The organism is Advenella sp. FME57 (genome assembly GCF_014897675.1).
In the GTDB taxonomy this organism is placed as follows: Bacteria; Pseudomonadota; Gammaproteobacteria; order Burkholderiales; family Burkholderiaceae_B; genus Advenella.
This window is the reverse complement of record NZ_JABUXU010000030.1, coordinates 1-21,338: the sequence shown is the minus strand read 5'-3', so window position 1 is coordinate 21,338 and position 21,338 is coordinate 1. Positions and strand designations below refer to the sequence as shown.

At 47.7% G+C, this 21,338-nt stretch carries 20 protein-coding genes; 12 read left to right on the top strand and 8 right to left on the bottom strand.

The genetic code is table 11. The features are described from left to right. Window positions 1-330: 330 nt before the first annotated feature. From INT32_RS21260 to INT32_RS21250, 3 genes are all read right to left on the bottom strand, one after another. Entirely contained in the window at window positions 331-1,602 is a 1,272-nt protein-coding gene (locus INT32_RS21260) for a Y-family DNA polymerase (RefSeq protein ID WP_193090694.1), read from the bottom strand. Continuing rightward, on the bottom strand, window positions 1,599-2,027 hold the full coding sequence (locus INT32_RS21255; protein WP_193090693.1) for a LexA family transcriptional regulator: 429 nt from the start codon (window positions 2,025-2,027) through the stop codon (window positions 1,599-1,601). The genes INT32_RS21260 and INT32_RS21255 overlap by 4 nt, the downstream gene beginning before the upstream one ends. Before the next feature lie 102 nt (window positions 2,028-2,129). Further along, the gene (locus INT32_RS21250) at window positions 2,130-2,363 is read right to left on the bottom strand and encodes a hypothetical protein (protein ID WP_193090692.1); all 234 of its coding nucleotides are present in this window, start codon (window positions 2,361-2,363) and stop codon (window positions 2,130-2,132) included. Window positions 2,364-3,103: 740 nt separating this feature from the next. Here INT32_RS21250 and INT32_RS21245 point away from each other — a divergent pair. The 6 genes from INT32_RS21245 to INT32_RS21220 all read left to right on the top strand — a co-directional run bounded on the left by INT32_RS21245 (window position 3,104) and on the right by INT32_RS21220 (window position 10,943). Then, window positions 3,104-3,373, top strand: coding sequence for a CopG family ribbon-helix-helix protein (locus INT32_RS21245; protein ID WP_193090691.1), 270 nt, complete (start codon window positions 3,104-3,106; stop codon window positions 3,371-3,373). Continuing rightward, complete coding sequence (locus tag INT32_RS21240; RefSeq protein WP_193090690.1) at window positions 3,373-3,648, top strand: type II toxin-antitoxin system RelE/ParE family toxin; 276 nt, start codon at window positions 3,373-3,375, stop codon at window positions 3,646-3,648. The genes INT32_RS21245 and INT32_RS21240 overlap by 1 nt, the downstream gene beginning before the upstream one ends. A gap of 294 nt (window positions 3,649-3,942) precedes the next feature. Beyond that, window positions 3,943-5,499 (top strand): class I SAM-dependent DNA methyltransferase, encoded by a 1,557-nt coding sequence (locus INT32_RS21235; protein WP_193090689.1) that lies wholly within the window; start codon window positions 3,943-3,945, stop codon window positions 5,497-5,499. After that, a complete protein-coding gene (locus INT32_RS21230; protein ID WP_193090688.1) occupies window positions 5,489-6,781 on the top strand; it encodes a restriction endonuclease subunit S in 1,293 nt (430 codons plus the stop codon). Before INT32_RS21235 ends, INT32_RS21230 begins: the two co-directional genes overlap by 11 nt. Before the next feature lie 27 nt (window positions 6,782-6,808). Then, entirely contained in the window at window positions 6,809-10,009 is a 3,201-nt protein-coding gene (locus INT32_RS21225) for a type I restriction endonuclease subunit R (protein ID WP_193090687.1), read from the top strand. Between the two features lie 49 nt (window positions 10,010-10,058). Next, a complete protein-coding gene (locus tag INT32_RS21220; protein ID WP_193090686.1) occupies window positions 10,059-10,943 on the top strand; it encodes a nucleotidyl transferase AbiEii/AbiGii toxin family protein in 885 nt (294 codons plus the stop codon). On the opposite strand, the gene INT32_RS21215 is transcribed toward INT32_RS21220, so the two are convergent. The 4 genes from INT32_RS21215 to INT32_RS21200 all read right to left on the bottom strand — a co-directional run bounded on the left by INT32_RS21215 (window position 10,920) and on the right by INT32_RS21200 (window position 15,307). After that, window positions 10,920-11,801, bottom strand: a complete 882-nt coding sequence (locus INT32_RS21215; RefSeq protein ID WP_193090685.1) for a hypothetical protein — start codon at window positions 11,799-11,801, stop codon at window positions 10,920-10,922. The genes INT32_RS21220 and INT32_RS21215 overlap by 24 nt on opposite strands. Before the next feature lie 193 nt (window positions 11,802-11,994). After that, the gene (locus INT32_RS21210; RefSeq protein WP_193090684.1) at window positions 11,995-12,906 is read right to left on the bottom strand and encodes a plasmid partitioning protein RepB C-terminal domain-containing protein; all 912 of its coding nucleotides are present in this window, start codon (window positions 12,904-12,906) and stop codon (window positions 11,995-11,997) included. Beyond that, window positions 12,903-13,799 (bottom strand): plasmid partitioning protein RepB C-terminal domain-containing protein, encoded by an 897-nt coding sequence (locus INT32_RS21205; protein WP_193090683.1) that lies wholly within the window; start codon window positions 13,797-13,799, stop codon window positions 12,903-12,905. The genes INT32_RS21210 and INT32_RS21205 overlap by 4 nt, the downstream gene beginning before the upstream one ends. Then, window positions 13,796-15,307 carry a recombinase family protein gene (locus tag INT32_RS21200; protein WP_370540268.1) on the bottom strand — a complete coding sequence of 504 codons (1,512 nt, stop codon included), beginning with the start codon at window positions 15,305-15,307 and terminating at the stop codon, window positions 13,796-13,798. Before INT32_RS21200 ends, INT32_RS21205 begins: the two co-directional genes overlap by 4 nt. 435 nt (window positions 15,308-15,742) lie before the next feature. Here INT32_RS21200 and INT32_RS21195 point away from each other — a divergent pair, with 435 nt between their 5' ends. After that, window positions 15,743-16,045: a DUF3892 domain-containing protein gene (locus INT32_RS21195; RefSeq protein WP_193090681.1), complete on the top strand. Its 303-nt coding sequence runs from the start codon at window positions 15,743-15,745 to the stop codon at window positions 16,043-16,045. Window positions 16,046-16,248: 203 nt separating this feature from the next. On the opposite strand, the gene INT32_RS21190 is transcribed toward INT32_RS21195, so the two are convergent. Next, window positions 16,249-17,175: a LysR substrate-binding domain-containing protein gene (locus INT32_RS21190; RefSeq protein ID WP_100699604.1), complete on the bottom strand. Its 927-nt coding sequence runs from the start codon at window positions 17,173-17,175 to the stop codon at window positions 16,249-16,251. Between the two features lie 95 nt (window positions 17,176-17,270). Between INT32_RS21190 and INT32_RS21185 the strand changes: the two genes are divergently transcribed. From INT32_RS21185 to INT32_RS21165, 5 genes are all read left to right on the top strand, one after another. Continuing rightward, window positions 17,271-18,344: a tartrate dehydrogenase gene (locus INT32_RS21185; protein WP_100699605.1), complete on the top strand. Its 1,074-nt coding sequence runs from the start codon at window positions 17,271-17,273 to the stop codon at window positions 18,342-18,344. A gap of 41 nt (window positions 18,345-18,385) precedes the next feature. Next, window positions 18,386-19,369, top strand: a complete 984-nt coding sequence (locus INT32_RS21180) for a tripartite tricarboxylate transporter substrate binding protein (protein WP_226817338.1) — start codon at window positions 18,386-18,388, stop codon at window positions 19,367-19,369. A 12-nt stretch (window positions 19,370-19,381) separates the two neighbouring features. Beyond that, window positions 19,382-20,383: an alpha/beta fold hydrolase gene (locus tag INT32_RS21175; protein ID WP_100699606.1), complete on the top strand. Its 1,002-nt coding sequence runs from the start codon at window positions 19,382-19,384 to the stop codon at window positions 20,381-20,383. 162 nt (window positions 20,384-20,545) lie between these two features. Then, window positions 20,546-20,779 carry a hypothetical protein gene (locus INT32_RS21170; RefSeq protein ID WP_161495313.1) on the top strand — a complete coding sequence of 78 codons (234 nt, stop codon included), beginning with the start codon at window positions 20,546-20,548 and terminating at the stop codon, window positions 20,777-20,779. Further along, window positions 20,766-21,272 carry an NAD(P)-dependent oxidoreductase gene (locus INT32_RS21165; protein ID WP_193090680.1) on the top strand — a complete coding sequence of 169 codons (507 nt, stop codon included), beginning with the start codon at window positions 20,766-20,768 and terminating at the stop codon, window positions 21,270-21,272. Before INT32_RS21170 ends, INT32_RS21165 begins: the two co-directional genes overlap by 14 nt. Window positions 21,273-21,338: the final 66 nt, after the last annotated feature.

Sequence of the window (21,338 nt, the reverse complement as noted above, 5' to 3'; positions counted from 1 at the left end):
TAAGGCCCTGGCCGCGGGAACCGTGCCGGTTCCCCTGTCCTCCCTACGCTAACGCTTCGGTCGCGGCCTCGACCCCTTTTGTGGAAACCTGCGGTTTCCCCCGCAAGCGGCTCCCCTTTCCCTTTCGGTTTTGCAAAACTGGGGGTAACAAAAGCGTCAAAATCGACGGCAGTGGGGTAAATCAAGGTATGGTGCTATTTTTTTGTAAAACCCAACGTCTAAGGTCTGTCGAGGTAAAAAAAACGCTTAAAACGGCTGTAATCCGTTTCGAGCGAGAGTAAGATAGCAATCGGGTGCCAGAGCCTGGCTATAGGACCCTATATCTTTGATTCAGGCCCTGGCGATTGGCACTTCGTGCCAGTTCGTAGTATATCCCTGACTTTTGCGCTCCTGGCGCATATACCAATGCTCGCGGTCGTGAAAACCGATACTGCCTGTTTTCACGGACCCTCGGCCATATCGAGCATTGATGCCATCCAAGGTCACCATCAGCTGCGCCCGCTTGTCATGCTCAGTTTCCACGGGAAACAGTTCGCCTTGGACGGTATCGGTAGGCGATATGTCCATTAGCATGACGCCCGCCTTTTTGTATTTGAAGCCTGGCCGCCATATGGTCTCAAGCGCCCTAAGTGCATATTTGGTAAAAACCAAGTTGTCGGCGCTCGGGTAGGGCGGGGTGACCAGGTGGCTATTGCCATATTGTTTACCCTTGTCAAAGGGGCTAGTGCGAATGAATATTTGCATACTGGTGGCCACCGAATTTTGCCCGCGCAGTTTGTTGCAGGCGATGGCGACAAACTCAGACAGGGCGCTTTGCAACCCGGTCAGATCGGTCATTGGCAAACCAAAGGAGCGGGACGAGATTATTTGCTTTTTAGGGTCGGCCACTTCTTCCAGATCGATACGCGAGATCCCGCGCAACTCCTGCACGGTCTTACCCACGACTATGGAAAACTCGGCTCTGGCCGCTTCGGGTTTCATTCGGGCCAGGTCAAAGACCGTATAAATGCCCAGCTCGTTAAGCCTTTTGGCAATGCGCCTGCCTATGCCCCAGACTTCCCCAACTTCAATATTTTTCATCATTTCGGCCAGCTGGTATCGGTCCAACTGCGTTAAATCACACACCCCAGACCAGGACGGCTGCTTTTTGGCAATATGGTTGGCCAACTTAGCCAGGGTCTTGGTGGCGCCGATGCCCACACAGGTGGGAATCCCTATCTCGCGCAAGACAGCGGCCCGTATTTTCTGGCTGTAGGCGGTTAAGTCCTCGGTAATCCCCGAAAAATTAGCGAAACTCTCGTCAATACTATAAATTTCTTGGCGAGGCGAGAAATTGCCAATTATGCTCATCATGCGGTCGCTCATGTCACCGTACAGCGCAAAATTACTGCTTAGCCCTATGAGCCCCTTTTCTTCCAGATGTTTGATCTCAAACCAGGGCTGGCCCATTTTTATTCCCAACGCCTTGGCCTCGTCTGTGCGTGAAATGACGCATCCATCATTGTTGGACAGCGAGATAAGCGCCTTGCCTTTCAGGGATGGTCTAAACACGCGCTCGCATGAGCAATAGAAGCAATTACCATCGATCAGCCCATAGGTCATAGCATATCCTTGATAACGTGGGTGACAACGCCCCAGATCATCCATTCCTGGCCAGGAATCGGCACTATGTCAGGGTAGGTGAGGTTAGCGGCCTTGAGGCGTATTACGCCGTTTTTCTTGTGCAGCCGTTTTACAGTCACATCCCCATCGATTTCGGCAATAACGATGCTGTTGTGCTTGGCAGTCAGGGATCGATCGACAATCAAATGGTCGCCATCGTCAATGCCTGCCTCTTTCATCGAGTGGCCTTTGACACACAGGTAAAAGGTGGAGGTAGGGTGCTTGACGAGGATCTCGCCAATGTCGATCCGGTTTACGGCCATATCCTGGGCCGGGGACGGGAAACCTGCCGGCGTCTTGCACACAATCAGCCCAATACTGGCCGAGGTTTCCACCAGGGGAATTAGGTCAAGGTAGGTTTTCATAGCGTAAAATACTGTATATAAAAACAGTATTATCTACCAAACCAAAGGGCTTTGCTGATGAAAAATTCAGCAGATACAAATCATAGCGATGAGGCTATAGATTCATTCTTTCATCTTTGGGAAACGAAGTTTAATGGGAGATATTGTGACTTTTCCTCCTATCTCCTTTTCAACAAACTCTTTTGCGGCTTGGCCGAGTTCATTGATTGGTCTGATAAATATCATATAGATAAAACCATAGAGCGAAGCACAGCCAATCGCAGCAATGACCAGGGTGATAAGCAGGGTTTTCCAAACACTATAGGGCTTTGTCGTTGTTGATGGCGGTTTATTCATCACGGATCAGTGCTGCATGTCTATTGAGATACGAACAACTTTATCACGGGGACAGTAAGCCAAACACAAACACGCACCTCTGTGCTCCTTGATAAACCAGCTTGCGCCAGCAAGCCTTTTTCGCACGCGAAAACCCCAGGACGACTTGCATTTACGCAAAGTCCCTATCCTGCATATCGTCTTTTTAGAATTTTTTGTAGGTAAATAGCATGCGTAGCATTGCTCGAGTTATGCATAAAAAATGCGTTATATGCGCCAATAATTGCTATTTATGGGCTTTGATGCGGATTTATTCATGAAAATGCATAGTGATTCTATAAAAATCTTATTTTATTCGTATTTATGCACTACTTATGCTGATATTTACCATAATTGAGCTGTATGAATACCATTAAAAACCAGTTTTTAAATCTATTTCTTACTATGTAAATACCAATCATTGACTGATTATCGACCATAAATTTACTATATTTATGCTAATGCATACCATATAAAATTTATAGCTGGCCTCCACCTATTTAAGAGCCAAAATACCTTTAAAAGACTATATGCAGGATAGGCACTTTACGTCAAAGACGCGGTGTGCCGTGTTTTTGACGTGAGAAAAAAAGCGATTCATACCTCATGACATTCGCATCGATTTTCGTATTATTTTTTGCTTTTTTTAATCGTATTGAATCAATATGATTTATACTCAATCGAGTACGATTAGTACGCTTTATTTTTACAGGAGCAAAACTATGCAAAAAGCCCAGACTCGTGTTTTGACCACGCATGTACCTGTTCCCCTTGCTGAGAAGGTAGATCTTTTGGCTGAACGTCTTGAACGCTCACGGGGCTGGATCATGAAGCAAGCCCTATCGGCTTGGATCGCTCAAGAGGAGGAGCGTGATCGCTTAACCTATGAAGCCCTCGCTGAGGTGGACACCCATCAGGTTGTGGATCATCAGGCAGTACAGGCTTGGGCAGAAAGCTTGGGCACCGATAAACCCCTGCCGGTACCTCGCTGATGCAGTTAAAGTGGACCAGCAAGGCCCTTAGTGATTTATCACGGTTATATGATTTCTTAGTCCCTGTCAGCAAGCCTGCTGCGGCGCGGGCAGTCCAGGCACTGACCCAAGCGCCAACAAGGTTACTAACCTCACCGCGCATAGGGGAGCAGCTCTTTCAGTTCGAACCCCGGGAAGTCAGGCGGATCTTAGCGGGGAAATACGAAATTCGATATGAAATTGAAGGCGATACCATTTATGTGTTGAGATTGTGGCACACAAGAGAAGAACGCTAAGGGAGCTAGGTGTCGGTAAGACAGATCCCATGTCGTTAGGTCAGGGTACTCAATTACGCAAGATGCAGCGCAGGCTTTGGTGGTCTTTGACCATGCACTGAAAAGGGATTGACCAGGATTTGATAAAAGCTCTTTGGATGTATATCCAGAGTTTTCATTTTCTTCAAAAATTAAATTAATACAGCAACTTATACGATTATTTGTATGTTACAAATTTTGATCGGGTTTTGATTCTGATAGGTCATTCTATTATCGCTACAATGTAACTATATTTTTCTAAAATAGACTCGTAAAATGATCAATGACATTAAAAAAACCCTCTGGGCCAGTGCGGATAAGCTGCGCGCCAACATGGATGCCGCAGAGTACAAACATCTGGTACTAGGGCTCATCTTCCTAAAATACATCTCAGACACATTTGCAGCCCGCCAGGATGAACTACGTGCTCGTTTTTCCGATGAAAACGACGAGTACTTTCTCTCTGATGAGAGCATGATTCAAGAGGAACTGGAAGACCGGGATTATTATCGGGCGGCCAATGTTTTTTGGGTTCCTGAAATGGCACGCTGGGAGAGCCTGCGGGCAGCAGCCAAACAACCGGATATTGGTAAGCGAATTGATGAGGCGTTGACTGCCATTGAAACGGAAAACGCAAGTCTGAAAGGCATTTTGGATAAACGCTATGGCCGGGCGCAACTGCCTGATGGCAAGTTGGGTGAATTGGTAGATGTCGTCTCAACGATCGGTTTTGGCGTGGATCCCAGCGCCGCGCGTGATGTGCTGGGGCAAGTCTACGAGTATTTTCTAGGGCAATTTGCCAGCGCTGAAGGAAAAAAAGGCGGACAGTTCTATACACCGGCCAGTATTGTAAAAACCCTAGTTGCAGTCCTCGCGCCTCATCATGGTCAGGTCTACGACCCCTGCTGCGGCTCTGGCGGTATGTTTGTTCAGTCAGAAAAATTTATTGAGACCCATGGCGGAAAACTGGGAGATGTGTCCATTTATGGGCAGGAATCCAATCCGACTACGTGGCGACTGGCGGCGATGAATCTGGCCATTCGCGGCATTGATTTTAATCTGGGTAAAGAGCCCGCGGATACGTTTACACGGGATCAGCATCCTGATTTACGGGCTGATTTTATCCTTGCCAATCCGCCTTTTAATATCAGTGACTGGTGGCACGGCAGTCTCGAAGGTGATCCGCGCTGGGTGTATGGTGACCCTCCCAAGGGCAATGCCAACTACGCGTGGTTGCAGCATATGTTGCATCACCTGAAACCAACTGGACGCGCTGGTATTGTTCTTGCCAATGGCTCAATGAGTTCCAGCCAAAATAATGAAGGCCAGATCCGGGCAGCGATGGTAGAGGCGGATGTGGTTGAAGTTATGATTGCCTTGCCTGGACAGCTCTTTTTTAATACGCAAATCCCGGCCTGTCTATGGTTCTTGGCCAAGCAGAAAAAACGTAAAGGCGAAGTGCTGTTCATTGATGCTCGGAAATTGGGAGGCATGATCTCTCGCGTGCAGGCAGAGTTGGATTGTGAATCGATCCGCCGTATCTCTGAAACCGTTGCTGCGTGGCGCGGGGAAATCCAAGAAGGGGCAAGTATTACAGATTATCAGGATGTAGCGGGGTTTTGTCGCAGTGCGCCGCTTGCGGAAATTGCGCAACATGGGCATGTACTGACGCCTGGACGCTATGTTGGTGCTGCAAAAGTCGAAGATGATGACGAGGCTTTTGCGGAAAAAATGCAGCAATTGACCGAACAACTGGGTGAACAGATGGCTAAAGGGGTTGAGCTGGACGGGTTGATTCGGCAGAAGTTGGCGGGGCTTGGATATGAGTTTTGAATGGAAAACATACCGCCTTTGCGAAGCGGGAAAAATTCTGACAGGAAAAACACCCAAAGGCGGAGTGTCGGATTTTGTCGGCGAAGAAGTGCCTTTCATTACACCTCCCGATTTCTCCGGAGAAAAATGGATTAATCAAAGCACACGCTCGATTTCAGAACTTGGTGCCCAATCTGTCAAAGGTAGTATTATCCCTGCTCGAGCAGTACTTATAACGTGCATCGGCTCAGACATGGGTAAAGTCGCTATTACGCCATCTAGATGCGTTGCTAATCAACAGATAAATGCAATTATTGTCGACGAGTCAAAATTTTCTCCAGAGTTTCTCTATTATAGCTTTAGACTGCGTAAAGAAGAGATTCGAAATTTAGCAGGAGGTTCCGCGCAGCCAATTTTGAATAAATCGACTTTTGGACAGATTAGTTTTGCTGCACCGGATCTTAATGGGCAAAGCCAAATCGTTGATGTATTAAATCCTTTCGACGATTACATAAGGCTACTTCGCGAAACAAACAAAACCCTTGAATCCATCGCGCAGACGATTTTCAAATCCTGGTTTGTGGATTTTGATCCTGTTCGAGCAAAAATGGAAGGTCGCCAGCCCGAAGGTATGGACGAAGAAACAGCAGCGTTGTTTCCGAGTCAGTTTGAAGCGTCAAAACTAGGAGACCTTCCAAAAAATTGGAAAGTTGGAAATTTCGGAGAGATATTGATACTTCGATCAGAGCGAATTAAGTCAGGTACCATTACGGACTCCTTGCCTTATGTCCCAATCGAATCAATTACAGCAATGAATCCGTTTTTGGAAAATTTCAAAGCGGGCGACGAAGCCAAAAGTAGTTTGGTTCGGTTCTATAAAGGGGATATTTTGTTTGGAGCAATGAGACCTTATTTTCATAAAGTTAGCATTGCTCCTTTTGATGGAGTAACTCGTACAACAGTCTTTGTTCTATCTCCTAAAGTTGAAGTTGCGCGTGCATATGCATTATTTCTTGCATTTGATGATTCAACGGTTAAGTACGCAACTCATCACTCAGAAGGGTCTACGATACCTTATGCACGGTGGAAAGGATCCTTCGAGTTAATGCCTGTAGTGGTTCCTCCCGAAAAGGTCTTGAAAAAATTTGACCATTTGATCTCCGCTGTCATTGAATCCGCTGAATTGAATATCAAACGCATTAGAGGGCTTGAAAATATTCGAAATCTTTTGTTGCCTAAGTTGATTGCAGGCCAACTTCGTATATCGGATATGGCGCAAGTCGAAGAAAATGCTGAAATGTAAAAAATTAAAAAATAACGAGACAAATATATGACTGAAGACCAACTCGAGCAAGACGCACTGGCCTGGTTACAAAACGTTGGTTACAGCCATCGCTTCGGTCCGGACATCGCATTTGACGGGCCAAACCCGCAACGCTCAAATTATCTTCAGGTTATATTAACTCAACGCTTGCGAGAAGCTATCGCCAGATTAAACCCTGATATTCCTGCAGTCGCTCAAGAAGATGCAATCCAGCTGGTCCTGAATCTCGGTACTCCTGTTCAACTTTCGGCCAACAGAATTTTCCATAAACTGCTCATCTACGGTGTGCCGGTTCAATATCAAAAAGACGGCACCACGCGAGGCGACTTAGTGCGACTGGTGGATTGGAATGACAGTACCAATAATGAATACTGGGCAGTCAATCAATTCACCATCAAAGGCCCACATTACACTCGACGCCCAGACATCATGCTGTTTGTGAATGGCCTGCCGCTGGTATTGATTGAATTAAAAAATCCAGCAGATTTGACCGCCGATATATGGCGCGCCTACGACCAAATCCAGACTTACAAAGAGCAAATACCGGATCTTTTCCAATACAACGAAATTCTTGTTATTTCAGATGGCTCAGATGCGCGTATGGGTTCATTGTCGGCCAATGCAGAGCGATTTTTACAGTGGCGTACCATTGATGGCGTGAATTTGGATCCGCTGGGTCAGTTCAATGAGCTGGAAACGCTGATTCGGGGCGTGCTGGCTCCAGAGTATCTATTGGATTATCTGCGGTATTTCATCCTGTTTGAGGATGACGGCAAATTGGTCAAAAAAATCGCCAGCTACCATCAATATCATGCGGTACGTTTTGCGATCGAGCAGGTGATTACGGCTTCTCGCCCTGATGTAGAGGCCGGCACGCGCGGTAAGGGCGGGGTTGTCTGGCATACTCAAGGTAGCGGTAAAAGCATCACTATGACCTGTTTTGCGGCCCGAGTCATGCAGGATCCGGCCATGCAAAATCCCACCATTGTGGTGATTACAGACCGTAATGACCTAGACGGCCAACTGTTTGGGGTTTTTAGTCTGGCGCAGGATTTGCTGCGGGAGCAGCCCGTGCAAGCTTCTACGCGCCAGCAACTGCGTCAATTGCTGCAAAACCGGCCTTCTGGCGGAATTGTCTTTGCCACGATTCAAAAGTTTATGCCCGGAGAAGACGAAGATATTTATCCTGTTTTATCTGAGCGTCAGAACATTGTAGTGATTGCCGATGAAGCACACCGCACGCAATATGGCTTTGAAGCTAAACTCAAGTCAATCAAAGCCAAACCGGCCTTGACGACTGGTGTGCTTGCCAAACAAACAGAAAATGATGCGGCGGCGCAGGATGCTAATACCCTAAAATATCAAGCGGGTTATGCCCAGCATTTACGTGATGCCTTGCCCAATGCGACGTTTGTTGCATTTACCGGCACGCCTGTCAGCAGCACGGACCGAGACACGAGAGCCGTTTTTGGGGACTATATTCACGTCTATGACATGCAGCAGGCCAAGGAAGACGGCGCTACCGTTGCGATCTACTATGAAAGTCGTCTGGCCAAGCTCAAGCTAAAAGAAGCCGATTTGTCAGATCTGGACGAACAGGTCGACGAGCTGGCCGAGGATGAGGAGGAGGACACTCAGTCGCAACTCAAATCGCGCTGGGCCGCCTTGGAAAAAGTGGTCGGCGCTGAACCCAGAATTGCCAGTGTTGCCCAAGATCTAGTCCTGCACTTTGAGGAACGTAATAAGGCTCAAGAGGGCAAGGGCATGATTGTCGGCATGAGCCGCGATATTTGCGTGCATCTTTATAACGAGATCATCAAGCTACGGCCCGATTGGCATGATTCTGACCCAGACAAAGGCGCAATTAAAGTCATCATGACGGGCAGTGCTAGTGACAAGGCATTGCTGCGACCACACATTTATAACACGCAAACCAAAAAACGCCTGGAAAAGCGCTTTAAAGATCCAACAGATCCTTTAAAACTGGTCATTGTCCGGGACATGTGGCTCACGGGCTTTGATGCCCCTTGCGTGCACACCATGTATATCGACAAGCCGATGAAGGGCCATAACCTGATGCAGGCCATTGCTCGGGTCAATAGGGTGTTTAGGGATAAGCAGGGCGGCCTGGTGGTCGATTACATCGGTATTGGCAATGAGCTCAAAGCGGCGATGAAGGAATACACCGCCAGTAAGGGGCGTGGTAAGCCGACGGTAGATGCGCACGAAGCACTGGCTGTTCTCCTTGAAAAAATGGATTGCTTGCGGGCGATGTTGCATGGTTTTGATTATTCCAGCTATAAAACAGGTGGGTATCGAATCATTGCAGGCGCAGCGGACCATATTCTGGGACTTCGCCCCGCCGCAGCAGAGAAAAATCCCGATTTGAACCCTAAAAAGCGCTTTGCGGATACTGCCTTAGCAATGAGCAAAGCCTTCTCGCTGTGCTGCACGCTGGAAGAAGCCAAGGCGCTTCGGGATGAAGTGGCCTTTTTACAGGCAGTCAAGGTGATATTGACCAAACGTGACGTCAGCCAAAAGAAAAAGACAGACGAGCAGCGTGAGCTGGCGATTCGTCAGATTATCGGCCAGGCGGTTGTTAGCGAAAATGTGGTGGATATTTTTGATGCTGTGGGGCTGGATAAGCCAAATATTGGGCTATTGGATGATGAATTCTTAGCTCAAGTTCAAAAATTGCCTGAGAAAAATTTAGCAGTCGAGCTACTAGAACGCTTGCTGGAAGGGGAGATCAAAAGCAAATTCGCGACCAATGTGGTGCAACAGAAGAAATTTTCTGACATGCTCAACGGGGTCATTACCCGCTATCAGAATCGTAGTATTGAGACGGCGCAGGTGATGGAAGAGCTGATTGGCATGGCCAAGAAGTTCAAGGAAGCGGCTAATCGTGGTGAAAAGCTGGGTCTGTCTGAAGATGAATTGCGGTTTTATGATGCTCTTGTGGATAATGAATCGGCGGTCAGAGAGCTGACTGACGAGACATTAAAGAAAATCGCTCATGAACTGACGGAGAATCTACGTAAAAATATTACCGTGGATTGGTCAAAACGCGAAAGTGTACGTGCTAAGCTGCGGTTGATGGTCAAACGGGTCCTGCGCAAGTACAAATATCCACCCGATATGGCAGAAGCTGCGATTGAGCTTGTGCTCAAGCAAGCCCATGAACTGGGCGATGCATGGGGGTATTGAACATAATGATTGACTTTGCATCTATATTTCTTTTTACCGAATTTTGATTATGCCGAACACCCCAGACATTACGCCAGATCAAATAAAAAAATGGGTTGTCACGGCCATCATTTCAGATGATGAACTTTTTGAATACCTGGTTTTGAAGGGCGGCAATGCGATCGATTTGATTCATCATATCGCCGCAAGAGCCTCCATAGATATAGACTTTTCAATGCAGGCTGATTTTCCAGGTGGCAGTGAGAATTTAGCTTTGCGTATTGAACGTGCTTTGAAGCGGACTTTTCGACAATATGGATATGAGGTTTTTGATTTCAAATTTCATAATAAACCGGAGCAACTTTCTGCGGATGTAGCGGATTTTTGGGGCGGGTATAAAACCGAATTTAAGCTCGTTGGCACTGAATTATTCCGGGAAAATGCTGAAGACCTAGAACTACTTCGCAAGCATGCGCTCAATATTGGTCAGGGTAAGAAATTTCTCATCGACATTAGCCGTCATGAATATGTAGAAGGTAGAGTAGCTCATGACTTTGATGGGTACATCATTTACGTCTATTCCCCTGTCATGATCGTCTGTGAAAAACTGCGTGCTATTTGTCAACAAATGCCGGAGTACGGTCCCGTCGTCAATAGAACTCGGCCGGGCAGTGCTCGAGCCCGGGACTTTTACGACATTTATCAACTGGTCACCCTACTGAATATTGATATTGAATCCGATGACACAACGCATATTCTGTCTGAAATATTCCGGTGCAAAAAAGTCAATATTGCATTTTTGGATAAAATTGGTGAACAGCGAGAGTTTCATCGGCCAGATTTCCCCTCGGTGCAAAATACGGTCCCGTCAGGCGTTGCAATAGAAAGTTTTGATTTTTATTTTGATTTCACGCTGGGTCTGGTTGAACAGTTAAAGACCTTTAGGAATAAATAGTTTCCACTCTTTAATATATTCGGTATCTTGCATTTTATTTACCAAGTAAAAGTCGTACTCGATGGGCAACCGTCTGACTAAATCTAAAAGAGATTGTTTATATCCAGCATGCTCTAAATAGAACCCGATCGCTTGGTGATAAGGGTAAGTGTGGTTGATTTTAAGCAGCATGCTTACAAGAGCATTGACAGACACCTGCTCTTTTGCCAGGGTAAAAGCTTTGAGTACTTCGAAGACACCACCTGAATAAGTAGGACGTACCGTAATGTCTATTAAGGTACGCTCTACATTGGTCAAGCGAACGCTTATCTGTTGGTTATTGTCATAGGTTACAGAATCGGTGATGACGCCAAGCTGACCCGTATTCTTACCGTTTAACAGATAGATCCTTTTGTCCTCAAATTCAATGACATTATTTGAGACTCGCGGCTGACGGCTAAATGCGGTATCGATATTTTTTTGCTCAAGCGCACCTGATACCTGGCTTTTTAGATGTTGCTCATGATTGATATAAATGGTTTTAGGGATTTGTTCCGTTAAGCCATGCATTCGCATGGCTGTATAGTGACTGAAATAACAATTGGGGCGTAAGGTTTGAAGTATCTCTAGTAATGGGAGATTACCCCAAACATAACGGGTTTCTTTGCGGTGAGGGAAGGGGAAATTGAGTTCTTTTAATTTCCCGTGCTGCTTAAGAAATTCGATAAAGTCTTGTGTGTTTGTGCTTTGCGCCAAACGCCAAAAACCTCTTTGGTTAGAGAGGATAGCTTTCAGGTCTGAGAGTTTTAGAATTGGCGAAGCCTTTTCCAAATAGTCCAGAATATCAGCTTTAGCAATTTGGATGCGCGAGGTAGCCATTTGTTATCTGCTGTGAAGTATATATACTTCACAGCATAGCATATATTTAAATTAAAATTGAATAGACGGAGGGAATGAAGTATATATACTTCATTCCCATCCATCAAATAATATGCCCAAGTCCTTTGAAACATAAATAACTAGTAGGGCTTCAAGTACCTAGTTCTACGTAGTATATATACTACGTAGAACATTATTCTGAACGTGTAGCAGATATTTCTCGAATGTTTGCAATGCGTTGAAGCTGCTGTAAATATTCAGGCCGGCTTGTTGCTAACCATCGTACAACAGCGGCATTTTCCAGTAGAGACTCTTCAATATAGGATTTGCTTATCTCCAATTCGAGACTGGCTGGCCCATAATCTTCTTCGAGTAAGCGCGTGTCAGCCTGCATTGCCGCGAGTTCACGTTCCAGTCGTTGAAGCGCTTCGGTCGGCCCCGCGGATCGTGTTTTTGTCGCCGCTGCTTCCGTTAATTGGTCGATTGGGGTGTTTTGTAACATGGCATTAGCAAGCTTGAGTGAGTACTTACCGAGGTTGACCATGGACTGCGCCACATCGATTTGCCGGAACGGCTTCATCTGCTTGAGAACGCGAAACATGCCATACGTGGCGGGTTTATCTGCCAGTAGCACGACGACCTCGTCACAAATTCCGTCCAATAGACGAAATTTCTGACGAATGAGAGTAGCAGAAACATTGAGCGCTTCAGCCAATTGTTGGACGGAGACGCCCCGTTCAGTTGCCAGTACGATCATACGGTGAGCTTGTATCACAGACAGGCGATTCACCCGTTTGTTGTACGTATAACCCTCGTCGTCAGTGGAAAGCAGGCATAGTGCGTGATGTGCTCCCAGATCCCGTAGGGCTTCAACCCGCATTCGGCCGTCCAGGATGATAAACGTGTCCCTTTGGTCTGGGTTTAGTGTTACGACGATGGGTTCGACAAGATCAATTGCTTGGATTGAGCTGCGAATTTGTTTGTATGCTACCGAGTCTTTGACCCCTGCCGGTAGCTCAACGGTGTATCGAAGTTTATCTAAAGGCACCTCTACGCAATCACGTTCGAATCCAAGACGGATCGATTTAGGCGGTAGGTCTGTCATCGTGTGAGTCCTCCATTAGGTAATAGATCCGCCAAAGGTTGTGGCACGCTGGTAAGCTTTTCTTTCCTCAATACAGCGCAAAACTCTTTGTTTGCAAACAGCTCCTTAAAAATCTGCCTGGTCAGAAGTAGCGATTGTTGGATAAATTCAGATTTTTTTTGGATTCGGCGGTGCATATCGGCCTCGCGCTTGTATATCTTCGTTAGCTCCTCTGGTGTCATCGGCTTGCGATTCCGGCTCTTAACAAAGGCATTGCTACCTTGCTTTCCACTGCGTGCACGTTGTTCCAGTATTTTGCGTACAGCAGTTACTTTGCCACCCTTGAGTTCTCCGCTCTCGTATGCATTGAGTAGCAGTTGTTGTGCGTCGGTATCGCTGGCACGAGAGATATTGACAGCTAGGTGCAGTGGAATATGGCCAGCTTCTGCTGCTGCTAGTAAGCGTTTTTCGCCCCGTTCGAGTAGGTTGGCTACATTATTGGCCCACGAAGTGGTGCATCCTAACTTGGCTGCAATTTCAGCGTCACTGTAGCCGCGCTGGCGAAGGCTGCGAACTTGTTCCATTGTTTCGCCTCCGCGTGGCGTGCGCCGTGCAACATTCTCTACAATACTCATGATATGGGCGGTTTGCTCGTCGACATCTAACACGAGTGCAGCAATGTCAGTCTGACCAAGTTGCTGGCAAGACTCTAGCCGCCCTTGACCGCAAATCAGCGCATACGGGAGTTCTCCTTCTCCAGTTGAAACGCGCCGAACAGTAATGGGTCGTTTTAGGCCGACTTTCGCAATGCTGTCCGTAATGGTTTTATGAATTTTTTGATTCCGTACGCGAGGATTAGCAATAGTGATTTGATCGATCGGGATCATCTCAACAGATTGAGGTGATTTCTTCATGCAACCTCCTGGAGGGGGACACGCCCCGCTAAGTGATAAAAATTGTCTAATGAGTCAGTGCGATACGCATCTAGTGAGAATCCGTTGTTTTCTAGAATGGGAAGTGTCTCAGCGGAAAAATCAATTGAAGGAAATACATAGTAGTCGTGAGTATGGGTATTGGAGTGATCCATGCGTGCCACAACTGTGATGTCAGGCCGAAGACTTGTATCAAAGCGGATCCGCCAACGGTGCTTTCCTGCAGGTGTGGGTTTGCAACGGGCAATAACCAACGAGGTGGTGAATTCGCCGTTCACTGTAAGCAAATCAGTCGTGTCATTGCGTACGGCCCAGCCTCCGGCATGCTCAATGCCTAATATCATCGCGTCAACCTGTTCTGGGTGGCGCCTGCGTAAAGCGCGATTAATTTCCAAATAGGCGTAATCACGTCTAGGGGTATAGCCAATGAGATGGTAAGCCTGTAGCAGACTGCCAAAACGGCTTCGATAGGCTGAACTGGAGGGTGCTTCCTCATCTTCATCGATCAGAATGCCCGACAGCGAACCATGACGTTCCAATGTTTGCCGCAATAAGTGCAGCATTTGGTCATTATCTAGGTGGCGTGAGCGTGCGGCGATGACAGCTTGTACCTGCAGAAACATAGATATAGGAACTATCGCCTCAAAAGCCCCATCTCGACGTACCCATTCTTCTGGTGGGTTATTCACATGCTGTATTTTCAGCTTAAATGATGTGCGGTTATAGACGTTGTTGCCAATATACTTTTCGTTTGTGAGGATTTGATGAATTGTGCCGCGTGTCCATTGAGCACCTGTATCGGTCAAAATCCCTTCGCGGTTTAGCACGGATGCTATAACTCGCTCAGGCATGCCTTTATTAAGAAATAGCTCATAGATACGCTGTACGGCAGCAATTTCTTCAGGCGGGCCAGGAACCAAGATTACGCGGTCAGTTTGGATGCTCTTCTTTTCGCCACGGGACAGTATCCCTTTAACATTGTGCTGTTCGTCGATTAGTTGTCTGCGCAGGCCGAAGCCAGGGGCTCCACCTTGTCTGTAGCCGTGACGCACAATGTTGCAGGCGCCTTTAAATACCTTTTTGGATAAATCTTGGCTGTACGCCGCCGCCATAGTGCGTCTAATACCGATGAATAGATTAGAGTGAAGTGATCCGTCATTATTAAATGATTCAGCACAAAAAATAACTGGGATCCCGCGCAGTTTACAGGCATAAACGTAAGCTGCTGCTTCGTCTGGGTCTAAAAACCTTCCCCAGCGACTAATATCGTAAACGAGAATAGCTTCAAAACCGGCTGATGGGCGCTCTACGTCGCAGAGTAATTCTTGCAATCCACGTCGTCCTTTAAGGTTTAGGCCGCTTTTGCCTGCATCCTCGTAGGTTTTGACGATTCGCATGCCATGCTTTTGTGCATATTCAGCGATGGCTGCAGCTTGATTCTCAGTAGAGTATTTTTGGTGTTCCGTAGACATACGAACATACTGGGCCACCGGTATCCCGGAGTCACTCGAATGTTCAGCAATGGTACCTCCGGTATGATTCGACACCCAGCTACCCCACTTCTACGCATGCGATTACGTTTCCATGGTATGAATGAATCATGTCATTTCAATGACGTTTCGAACACTTTTTGAACTTCTAGAACTGGCTCAAATTTAAAAAATTGAGCGGACATTACACAGAATAATTCGGAAAAGTTTAGGCCCCGTTCTCCTTCATAATTTATATTAACATTTGTAATTTTATGATACATTATGGCCGATAGCCTTCGCGAAAGGGTTCACATACTAAATTTAAACGGATCCCAGAGCCTGGTGGTACAACAAGGCTTCTTAAGGCCTTTCTACTGGTCCAGTGACTCACTGTGGTTCTGTGGACAGCTTTATAACAAGTAAAAGAGACAACAACTAAACGAGGAGACAAAGATGGCTAAGTGGGCAGATTACGGCATTTCGGCAGTCCGATATAACGAAGCGCATACGCATATTGACCGCGTCCAGGCGCGTCCAGATGACGGGGAAAAGATTGGGGCTAGTGCGGAGTACGAGCGAGCTACTATCATCAAAGCGATAAAGGAAGGGGTCACCTTTGTCACTATCATGTTAAGCAATGGAAAGTGGCAAAAGGGACAACCCGTTTATATCATTAAGGCAAATGGTGTTGAGTACATAAAGACCGAGGACAACGGTAAAGCTCGAGATAACCTCGAAAATCTCCCGGAGTTCTAACGGAAAAGCCTGTATCTCTCAGAGCACTTTGCTAGTGTCGAACTGCTCGCCATCTAACCTCTTATGGGACCGCCCGTTCGATAGACATAAGAGCTCTACTCGTTGGTGCAATGACTGACACGCGTTGTCGCACCGTAAAGAGCAATACTTAATTTGCATTAATTTGGCGTTATGTTAGTGATAGTGTCAATGATGACTATAGCCTAACCTGACGTTAGGTGCCCAAACTGCGAATCACCGTGCTGGCGCATATACGCTGCCAAGAATTCCACACAAACCCGAACCTTAGCCGATGCATTTAACCTAGATGGATAAACCGCCCATATATTAGCTTGCTGGCGATACGAAGGAAGTACCCGTACGAGACTGCCCTGTTCAATTAGCGCTCCCACGTCCCACGTAGATCGGAGAATGATGCCTCGGCCATCAATTGCCCATTTGACTGACATTTCTCCGTTGTTAGTAGACAATGTTCCACGCACCTTGACCGAGTGTGCTCTCCGGCCGCGTTGCAAGCGCCACACGCCGAACGGATGGTCTCGCTCCTTGACTACGAGACAGTTATGCGTGCCGAGATCAACAAGACTGTTAGGAGTGCCGTGCGCTTCTAAATAGGCAGGCGATGCACAAAGCACGCGATAATTTTTTGCTAGCGGCCTCGCGATGAGATGAGGGGCAATCTCGTCTCCGACTCGAACATCAAGGTCGTAGCCTTCGGCAGCCACGTCGATTAGTCTGTCAAAGACCTCCAGATGCACCTGCACTGAAGCATGCTGTTCAGAAAAAGCAGATAGTGCAGGCGCGACAACGCGCCGCCCAAAGCCAAAGCTGCAGCAAACACGCAATAGGCCGCGCGGTTCGTTGCGAGTAACTCCAACTTCTTCTATCAGATGATCGATGTCATCCAGAATGCGCTGAGCCCAATGATAAATACGCTCACCTGTCTCGGTCGTAACCACTCGACGAGTCGTGCGGTTAAAAAGGGCCGTTCCTAGTGCCTGCTCTAGCATTCTGATACGTTTTGTGACGTAGGCCGCTGACATGCCCAAAGCTGCCGCTGCATGCGAAAAGCTGGAAGTACGCACAACGACACAAAAGACACGCAGATCGGCGGGTAATATATTATTCATAATTCGTGCATAGTGATTTCACATAATGCTTTATTGTATACATTTGCGCTATTCCCTACAATTAATTCGCATCTTTACTTCTACCGAGAATACTTATGTCCTACCCGTTTAAAATCGCCGCCATCGCGGGCGATGGAATTGGCAACGAAGTTTTGCCTGAGGGCCTTCGGGTCGTTGAAGCAGCCGCAATCCGTTTTGGGATGAAATTGGAGATTGTTAATTTTAACTGGGCTAATTGTGTGTATTACGAGCAGCATGGCCAAATGATGCCATCAGACTGGAAAACCCAGTTGCAAACCTTCGATGCCATTTTATTTGGCGCTGTCGGATGGCCCGACACTGTGCCTGATCATATTTCTCTATGGGGATCATTGCTCAAATTTCGGCGCGAATTTGACCAGTACATTAATTTGCGTCACGTGCGCCTATTTGACGGGGTACCTTGTCCACTTGCCGGCCGCCAAGCCGGTGACATCGACTTCTATATCGTGCGAGAAAATACCGAAGGCGAATACACCAATCTAGGTGGCTGCTTATTTCCCGATACAGATCGCGAAATTGTAATTCAAGAATCCGTGTTTACGCGCCACGGGACTGACCGGGTCCTGCGCTTCGCGTTTGAGCTTGCCCGAAGTCGCAAACGAAAACAGTTGACGGTTGCGACCAAAAGCAATGGTATCGCCGTGAGTATGCCATGGTGGGACGGCCGCGCCAACCAAATGTCGGCCAGTTATCCTGACATCACGGTTGAGAAGCAACACATCGATATATTGGCCGCACGTTTTGTCTTGCAACCGCAGCGTTTCAACGTGGTGGTGGCGTCGAATCTGTTTGGCGATATTTTGTCTGATCTCGGCCCTGCTTGCGCAGGGACAATTGGCATCGCACCGTCAGCAAACCTGAATCCTGAGCGCAAATTCCCCTCGCTGTTTGAGCCTGTCCATGGATCAGCTCCGGATATTTATGGGCAAGGTATTGCCAATCCGATCGCTATGATCTGGTCGGGCGCATTAATGTTGCAATTTTTAGGGAGTGAGGATGCGCATGCTGCAATTTTGCGTGCTATCGAAAATTGCTTGAAATCAGGTCCACGTACGCCGGATCTTGGGGGTAACGCGCAGACTGAAGATATCGGTCGCGCTATTGCAGACGAAGTTGCAGGATCCTGAAAAGGCTAAACGTAGTGGACATATTATAAACCAGGAGACAAATGATGAAAAAAAAACTGCTCACTCTAACTATCGTTGCAGAGTGCATTTTGCTACCAATTGCCCAAGCGGAGGACTACCCATCCAAACCAATTACATGGATCGTCCCCTTCGCTGCTGGTGGACCTACCGATTCACTTGCCAGAATGATGGCAGATCGAATCAGTCGCGAATTAGGTCAATCCATTGTCATTGAAAATACGCCTGGCGCGGGTGGAACGATCGGAGCAACACGGGCGGCGCGTGCAAAACCTGATGGATATACGATGCTCGTTGGCCATTTTGGATACATGGCTGCAGCACCTTCGCTCTACGCAAACCTGCGCTATGATCCTGTGAAAAATTTCAACGGAGTGTTCCGCTTTCCTGATACGCCAATGGTATTGCTCGTCAACGGCCAGAGCCCCTACAATTCCCTCCAGGATTTCCTAAGCTCTGCTCGTGCAGAACCCGGGCGCCTAAATGTCGCCCATGCAGGTGTTGGTTCAGCATCACACCTGACTGCAGCCTTGTTCGCTCAGAAGGCTGGAATTGACATTCAAGGAGTTCCTTATAGAGGTGGCGGTCAGGCACTAACTGACGTGATGGGCGGGCAAGCCGACGCTATATTTGACCAAGCCAATACGGTCATGGCATTAGTCGGCAGCGACAAAATCAGGCCACTGGCTCAGACATCCCCCACACGTAGTAAGCAATTTCCTGATCTTCCTACCGTAGCAGAGGCAGGCATTCCGGGGTTTGAAGCACAGACATGGTATGGGCTCTACGCTCCATCGGGTACTCCTCAGTCCGCGATACGCCGCTCCTTTAAAGCTTACCAAAACGCGCTCGCTGACCCAGCTTTTCAAGAATCTTTGTTTAAGCAAGGCCTACAATCACTGCCCGACCAAGAATATCCAGGAGAAGCGCTTGAAAAGCACACTCGGTCAGAAATTGAAAAATGGAACAGCGTTATTCGTAAAGCTGGTATACAACCTCAGTCATGAGGGGGAAAGACTATGAGTATTGCGGCAGAAACCGTTAATGCTAATGGGGGTAGTCACCAAAAGTTCCTGTTGCAATCGTTCCCGTTGTTTTCTGGTGCCTGCATTTCTCCACTGACAGTTGCTTATACAACTTATGGTAAACCAAATGCGGACCGCAACAATTTTGTGTTGGTTTTACCTGGCACGAGTAACACACGCCATGGCGCCTTGCTACATATCGGCCCGGGGCGGGCGTTTGATACAGGTCGCTTCTGTGTCGTATCGATAGACGCAATTGGGGGGGGGGACTCTACCCAGCCTGGTGATGGGCTAGGTGTAGATTTCCCCCCCTATTCAGTCGCTGACATGGTGCTAGCCCAGCATGCGCTGGCACTACATCTGACCAAAGGTTCTCCCCTGGCTGCAGTTGCCGGCGCGTCAATGGGGGCATTTCAGGCGTTAGAGTGGGTAGTGCGTTTCCCTCACTTGGTATCAGCGGCAGTGTTGCTGGTACCTGCTGCACGGGCTGGCCAACTTTTCAAGGAAACAGTCAGACAGATGCGCCGTATAATTGAGTTAGACCCAGCTTGGCAAAGCGGTAACTATCGCAGTAATCCCATCGCTGGATTGCGAGCTGCGGGCCATCACTATTTCCCTTGGACTGTGACAGATGCTTATCTCGAGTCAGTTACCCCTGAGACGCTGGCCGAAGATACTCAAGCAGTTGCCGACAATTTCGCCCTATGGGATGCATGGTCGCTTATACGTCGGTACGAAGCGTCGAGTCAGTTCGACATATCTGCGGGCCGGGGGAGCCTTGATAATGTGTTAGCCAATATACGAGCACGGCTGTTAATCATGCCCTGCCACCAAGACAGGCTCTTGGGCGTGGACAGCGCTAAAATGATACATCGTTTAGCACCTAAATCAGACTACGTGGAGATTGACTCCCTCCGCGGTCATCTAGCCTGGCGACCTATTGCAGAATCTAAAGAAACCAGACTTATTTGGCGTACGGTTTCACAATGGCTTTGATGATCTATCGAAAAGTAACGAGACGGAAAAAGTGTATGCACCAGACTTAAGGTGATCGCTTGCGAGTACGCTGATCCCCAGATTGGGACGGACGGAAATGGAACCGGGGCAGCAAGGAGAACACAACGGGTCGATCATGCATCCACTGAACCAACAAATACCGTGATGTTGCCACGTAGCGATGTTGGGTTCGATCGGCTCAGTCTGTGGAATGTGGCCGAGGTCGCGGGAAAGCGCAAAGATGAGCGACTATCATCGTTAAAGCATACTCTGAAAGGTGAAAAAGAGCACCAGGCACAGATGGAAGATGTTGCTAAGCAGTGGAAGCAGGAGTATCGGTTTGCGTTTTGGTGGCACAGCAAGGGGCTGCGTCAGGACATTGATGCGGCAAATTGACATCCTGGAACGACAAGAGCAAAAACAGCGAGAACAGCAACGCGAACACTGTGCAGGAACACAGTTGAGAGATCCGATTGAGACTAGTTCAGCCATGGCCACGTCCTATATCCTTGGCGTGGCAAATAGTACCCAAAACACTCAGTGGTGCCCAAAGGACCCGCTAGATGTACAAGCCATTTCCGGCGGAATACACGCCGATAAGGCATTTGAATACTCTTTAATGGCGTTGTTAATGTTAGCCACTGGCATGCCAAATCAGATGACAAATCAACGAGCACATCATTGGCAACGATCTTTAACCCCCCTGGCATCTACAAAGCGTGTTTTGGTAGTGGGTTATGGCAATCTAGGTCGTGCAGTAATTCGCGCAGCGAAAGTTTTAGGCATGCAAGTGTCCGCCATTAACAAGCGTGGTGCATCCGCGTCTGCAGTAGATCGATTGGTAGGTCCGTCCCAGATGGATGCAGAATTAAAAGACTGCGACATCTGAATCGGCCAGGGTTTACTAGACACTTTTAAGCCTCATAATACTCACAGATGGAGATTATTATGAGCA

Excerpts from the sequence above, each read along its gene's own strand:
- INT32_RS21195 (WP_193090681.1), top strand. The coding sequence starts at position 15,743 with ATGGCTAAGTGGGCAGATTACGGCATTTCGGCAGTCCGATATAACGAA.
- INT32_RS21250 (WP_193090692.1), bottom strand. The coding sequence starts at position 2,363 with ATGAATAAACCGCCATCAACAACGACAAAGCCCTATAGTGTTTGGAAA.
- INT32_RS21225 (WP_193090687.1), top strand. The coding sequence starts at position 6,809 with ATGACTGAAGACCAACTCGAGCAAGACGCACTGGCCTGGTTACAAAAC.
- INT32_RS21240 (WP_193090690.1), top strand. The coding sequence starts at position 3,373 with ATGCAGTTAAAGTGGACCAGCAAGGCCCTTAGTGATTTATCACGGTTA.
- INT32_RS21245 (WP_193090691.1), top strand. The coding sequence starts at position 3,104 with ATGCAAAAAGCCCAGACTCGTGTTTTGACCACGCATGTACCTGTTCCC.
- INT32_RS21210 (WP_193090684.1), bottom strand. The coding sequence starts at position 12,906 with ATGACAGACCTACCGCCTAAATCGATCCGTCTTGGATTCGAACGTGAT.
- INT32_RS21185 (WP_100699605.1), top strand. The coding sequence starts at position 17,271 with ATGTCCTACCCGTTTAAAATCGCCGCCATCGCGGGCGATGGAATTGGC.
- INT32_RS21230 (WP_193090688.1), top strand. The coding sequence starts at position 5,489 with ATGAGTTTTGAATGGAAAACATACCGCCTTTGCGAAGCGGGAAAAATT.
- INT32_RS21220 (WP_193090686.1), top strand. The coding sequence starts at position 10,059 with ATGCCGAACACCCCAGACATTACGCCAGATCAAATAAAAAAATGGGTT.
- INT32_RS21235 (WP_193090689.1), top strand. The coding sequence starts at position 3,943 with ATGATCAATGACATTAAAAAAACCCTCTGGGCCAGTGCGGATAAGCTG.
- INT32_RS21175 (WP_100699606.1), top strand. The coding sequence starts at position 19,382 with ATGAGTATTGCGGCAGAAACCGTTAATGCTAATGGGGGTAGTCACCAA.
- INT32_RS21260 (WP_193090694.1), bottom strand. The coding sequence starts at position 1,602 with ATGACCTATGGGCTGATCGATGGTAATTGCTTCTATTGCTCATGCGAG.
- INT32_RS21190 (WP_100699604.1), bottom strand. The coding sequence starts at position 17,175 with ATGAATAATATATTACCCGCCGATCTGCGTGTCTTTTGTGTCGTTGTG.
- INT32_RS21180 (WP_226817338.1), top strand. The coding sequence starts at position 18,386 with ATGATGAAAAAAAAACTGCTCACTCTAACTATCGTTGCAGAGTGCATT.
- INT32_RS21205 (WP_193090683.1), bottom strand. The coding sequence starts at position 13,799 with ATGAAGAAATCACCTCAATCTGTTGAGATGATCCCGATCGATCAAATC.
- INT32_RS21255 (WP_193090693.1), bottom strand. The coding sequence starts at position 2,027 with ATGAAAACCTACCTTGACCTAATTCCCCTGGTGGAAACCTCGGCCAGT.
- INT32_RS21165 (WP_193090680.1), top strand. The coding sequence starts at position 20,766 with ATGCGGCAAATTGACATCCTGGAACGACAAGAGCAAAAACAGCGAGAA.
- INT32_RS21215 (WP_193090685.1), bottom strand. The coding sequence starts at position 11,801 with ATGGCTACCTCGCGCATCCAAATTGCTAAAGCTGATATTCTGGACTAT.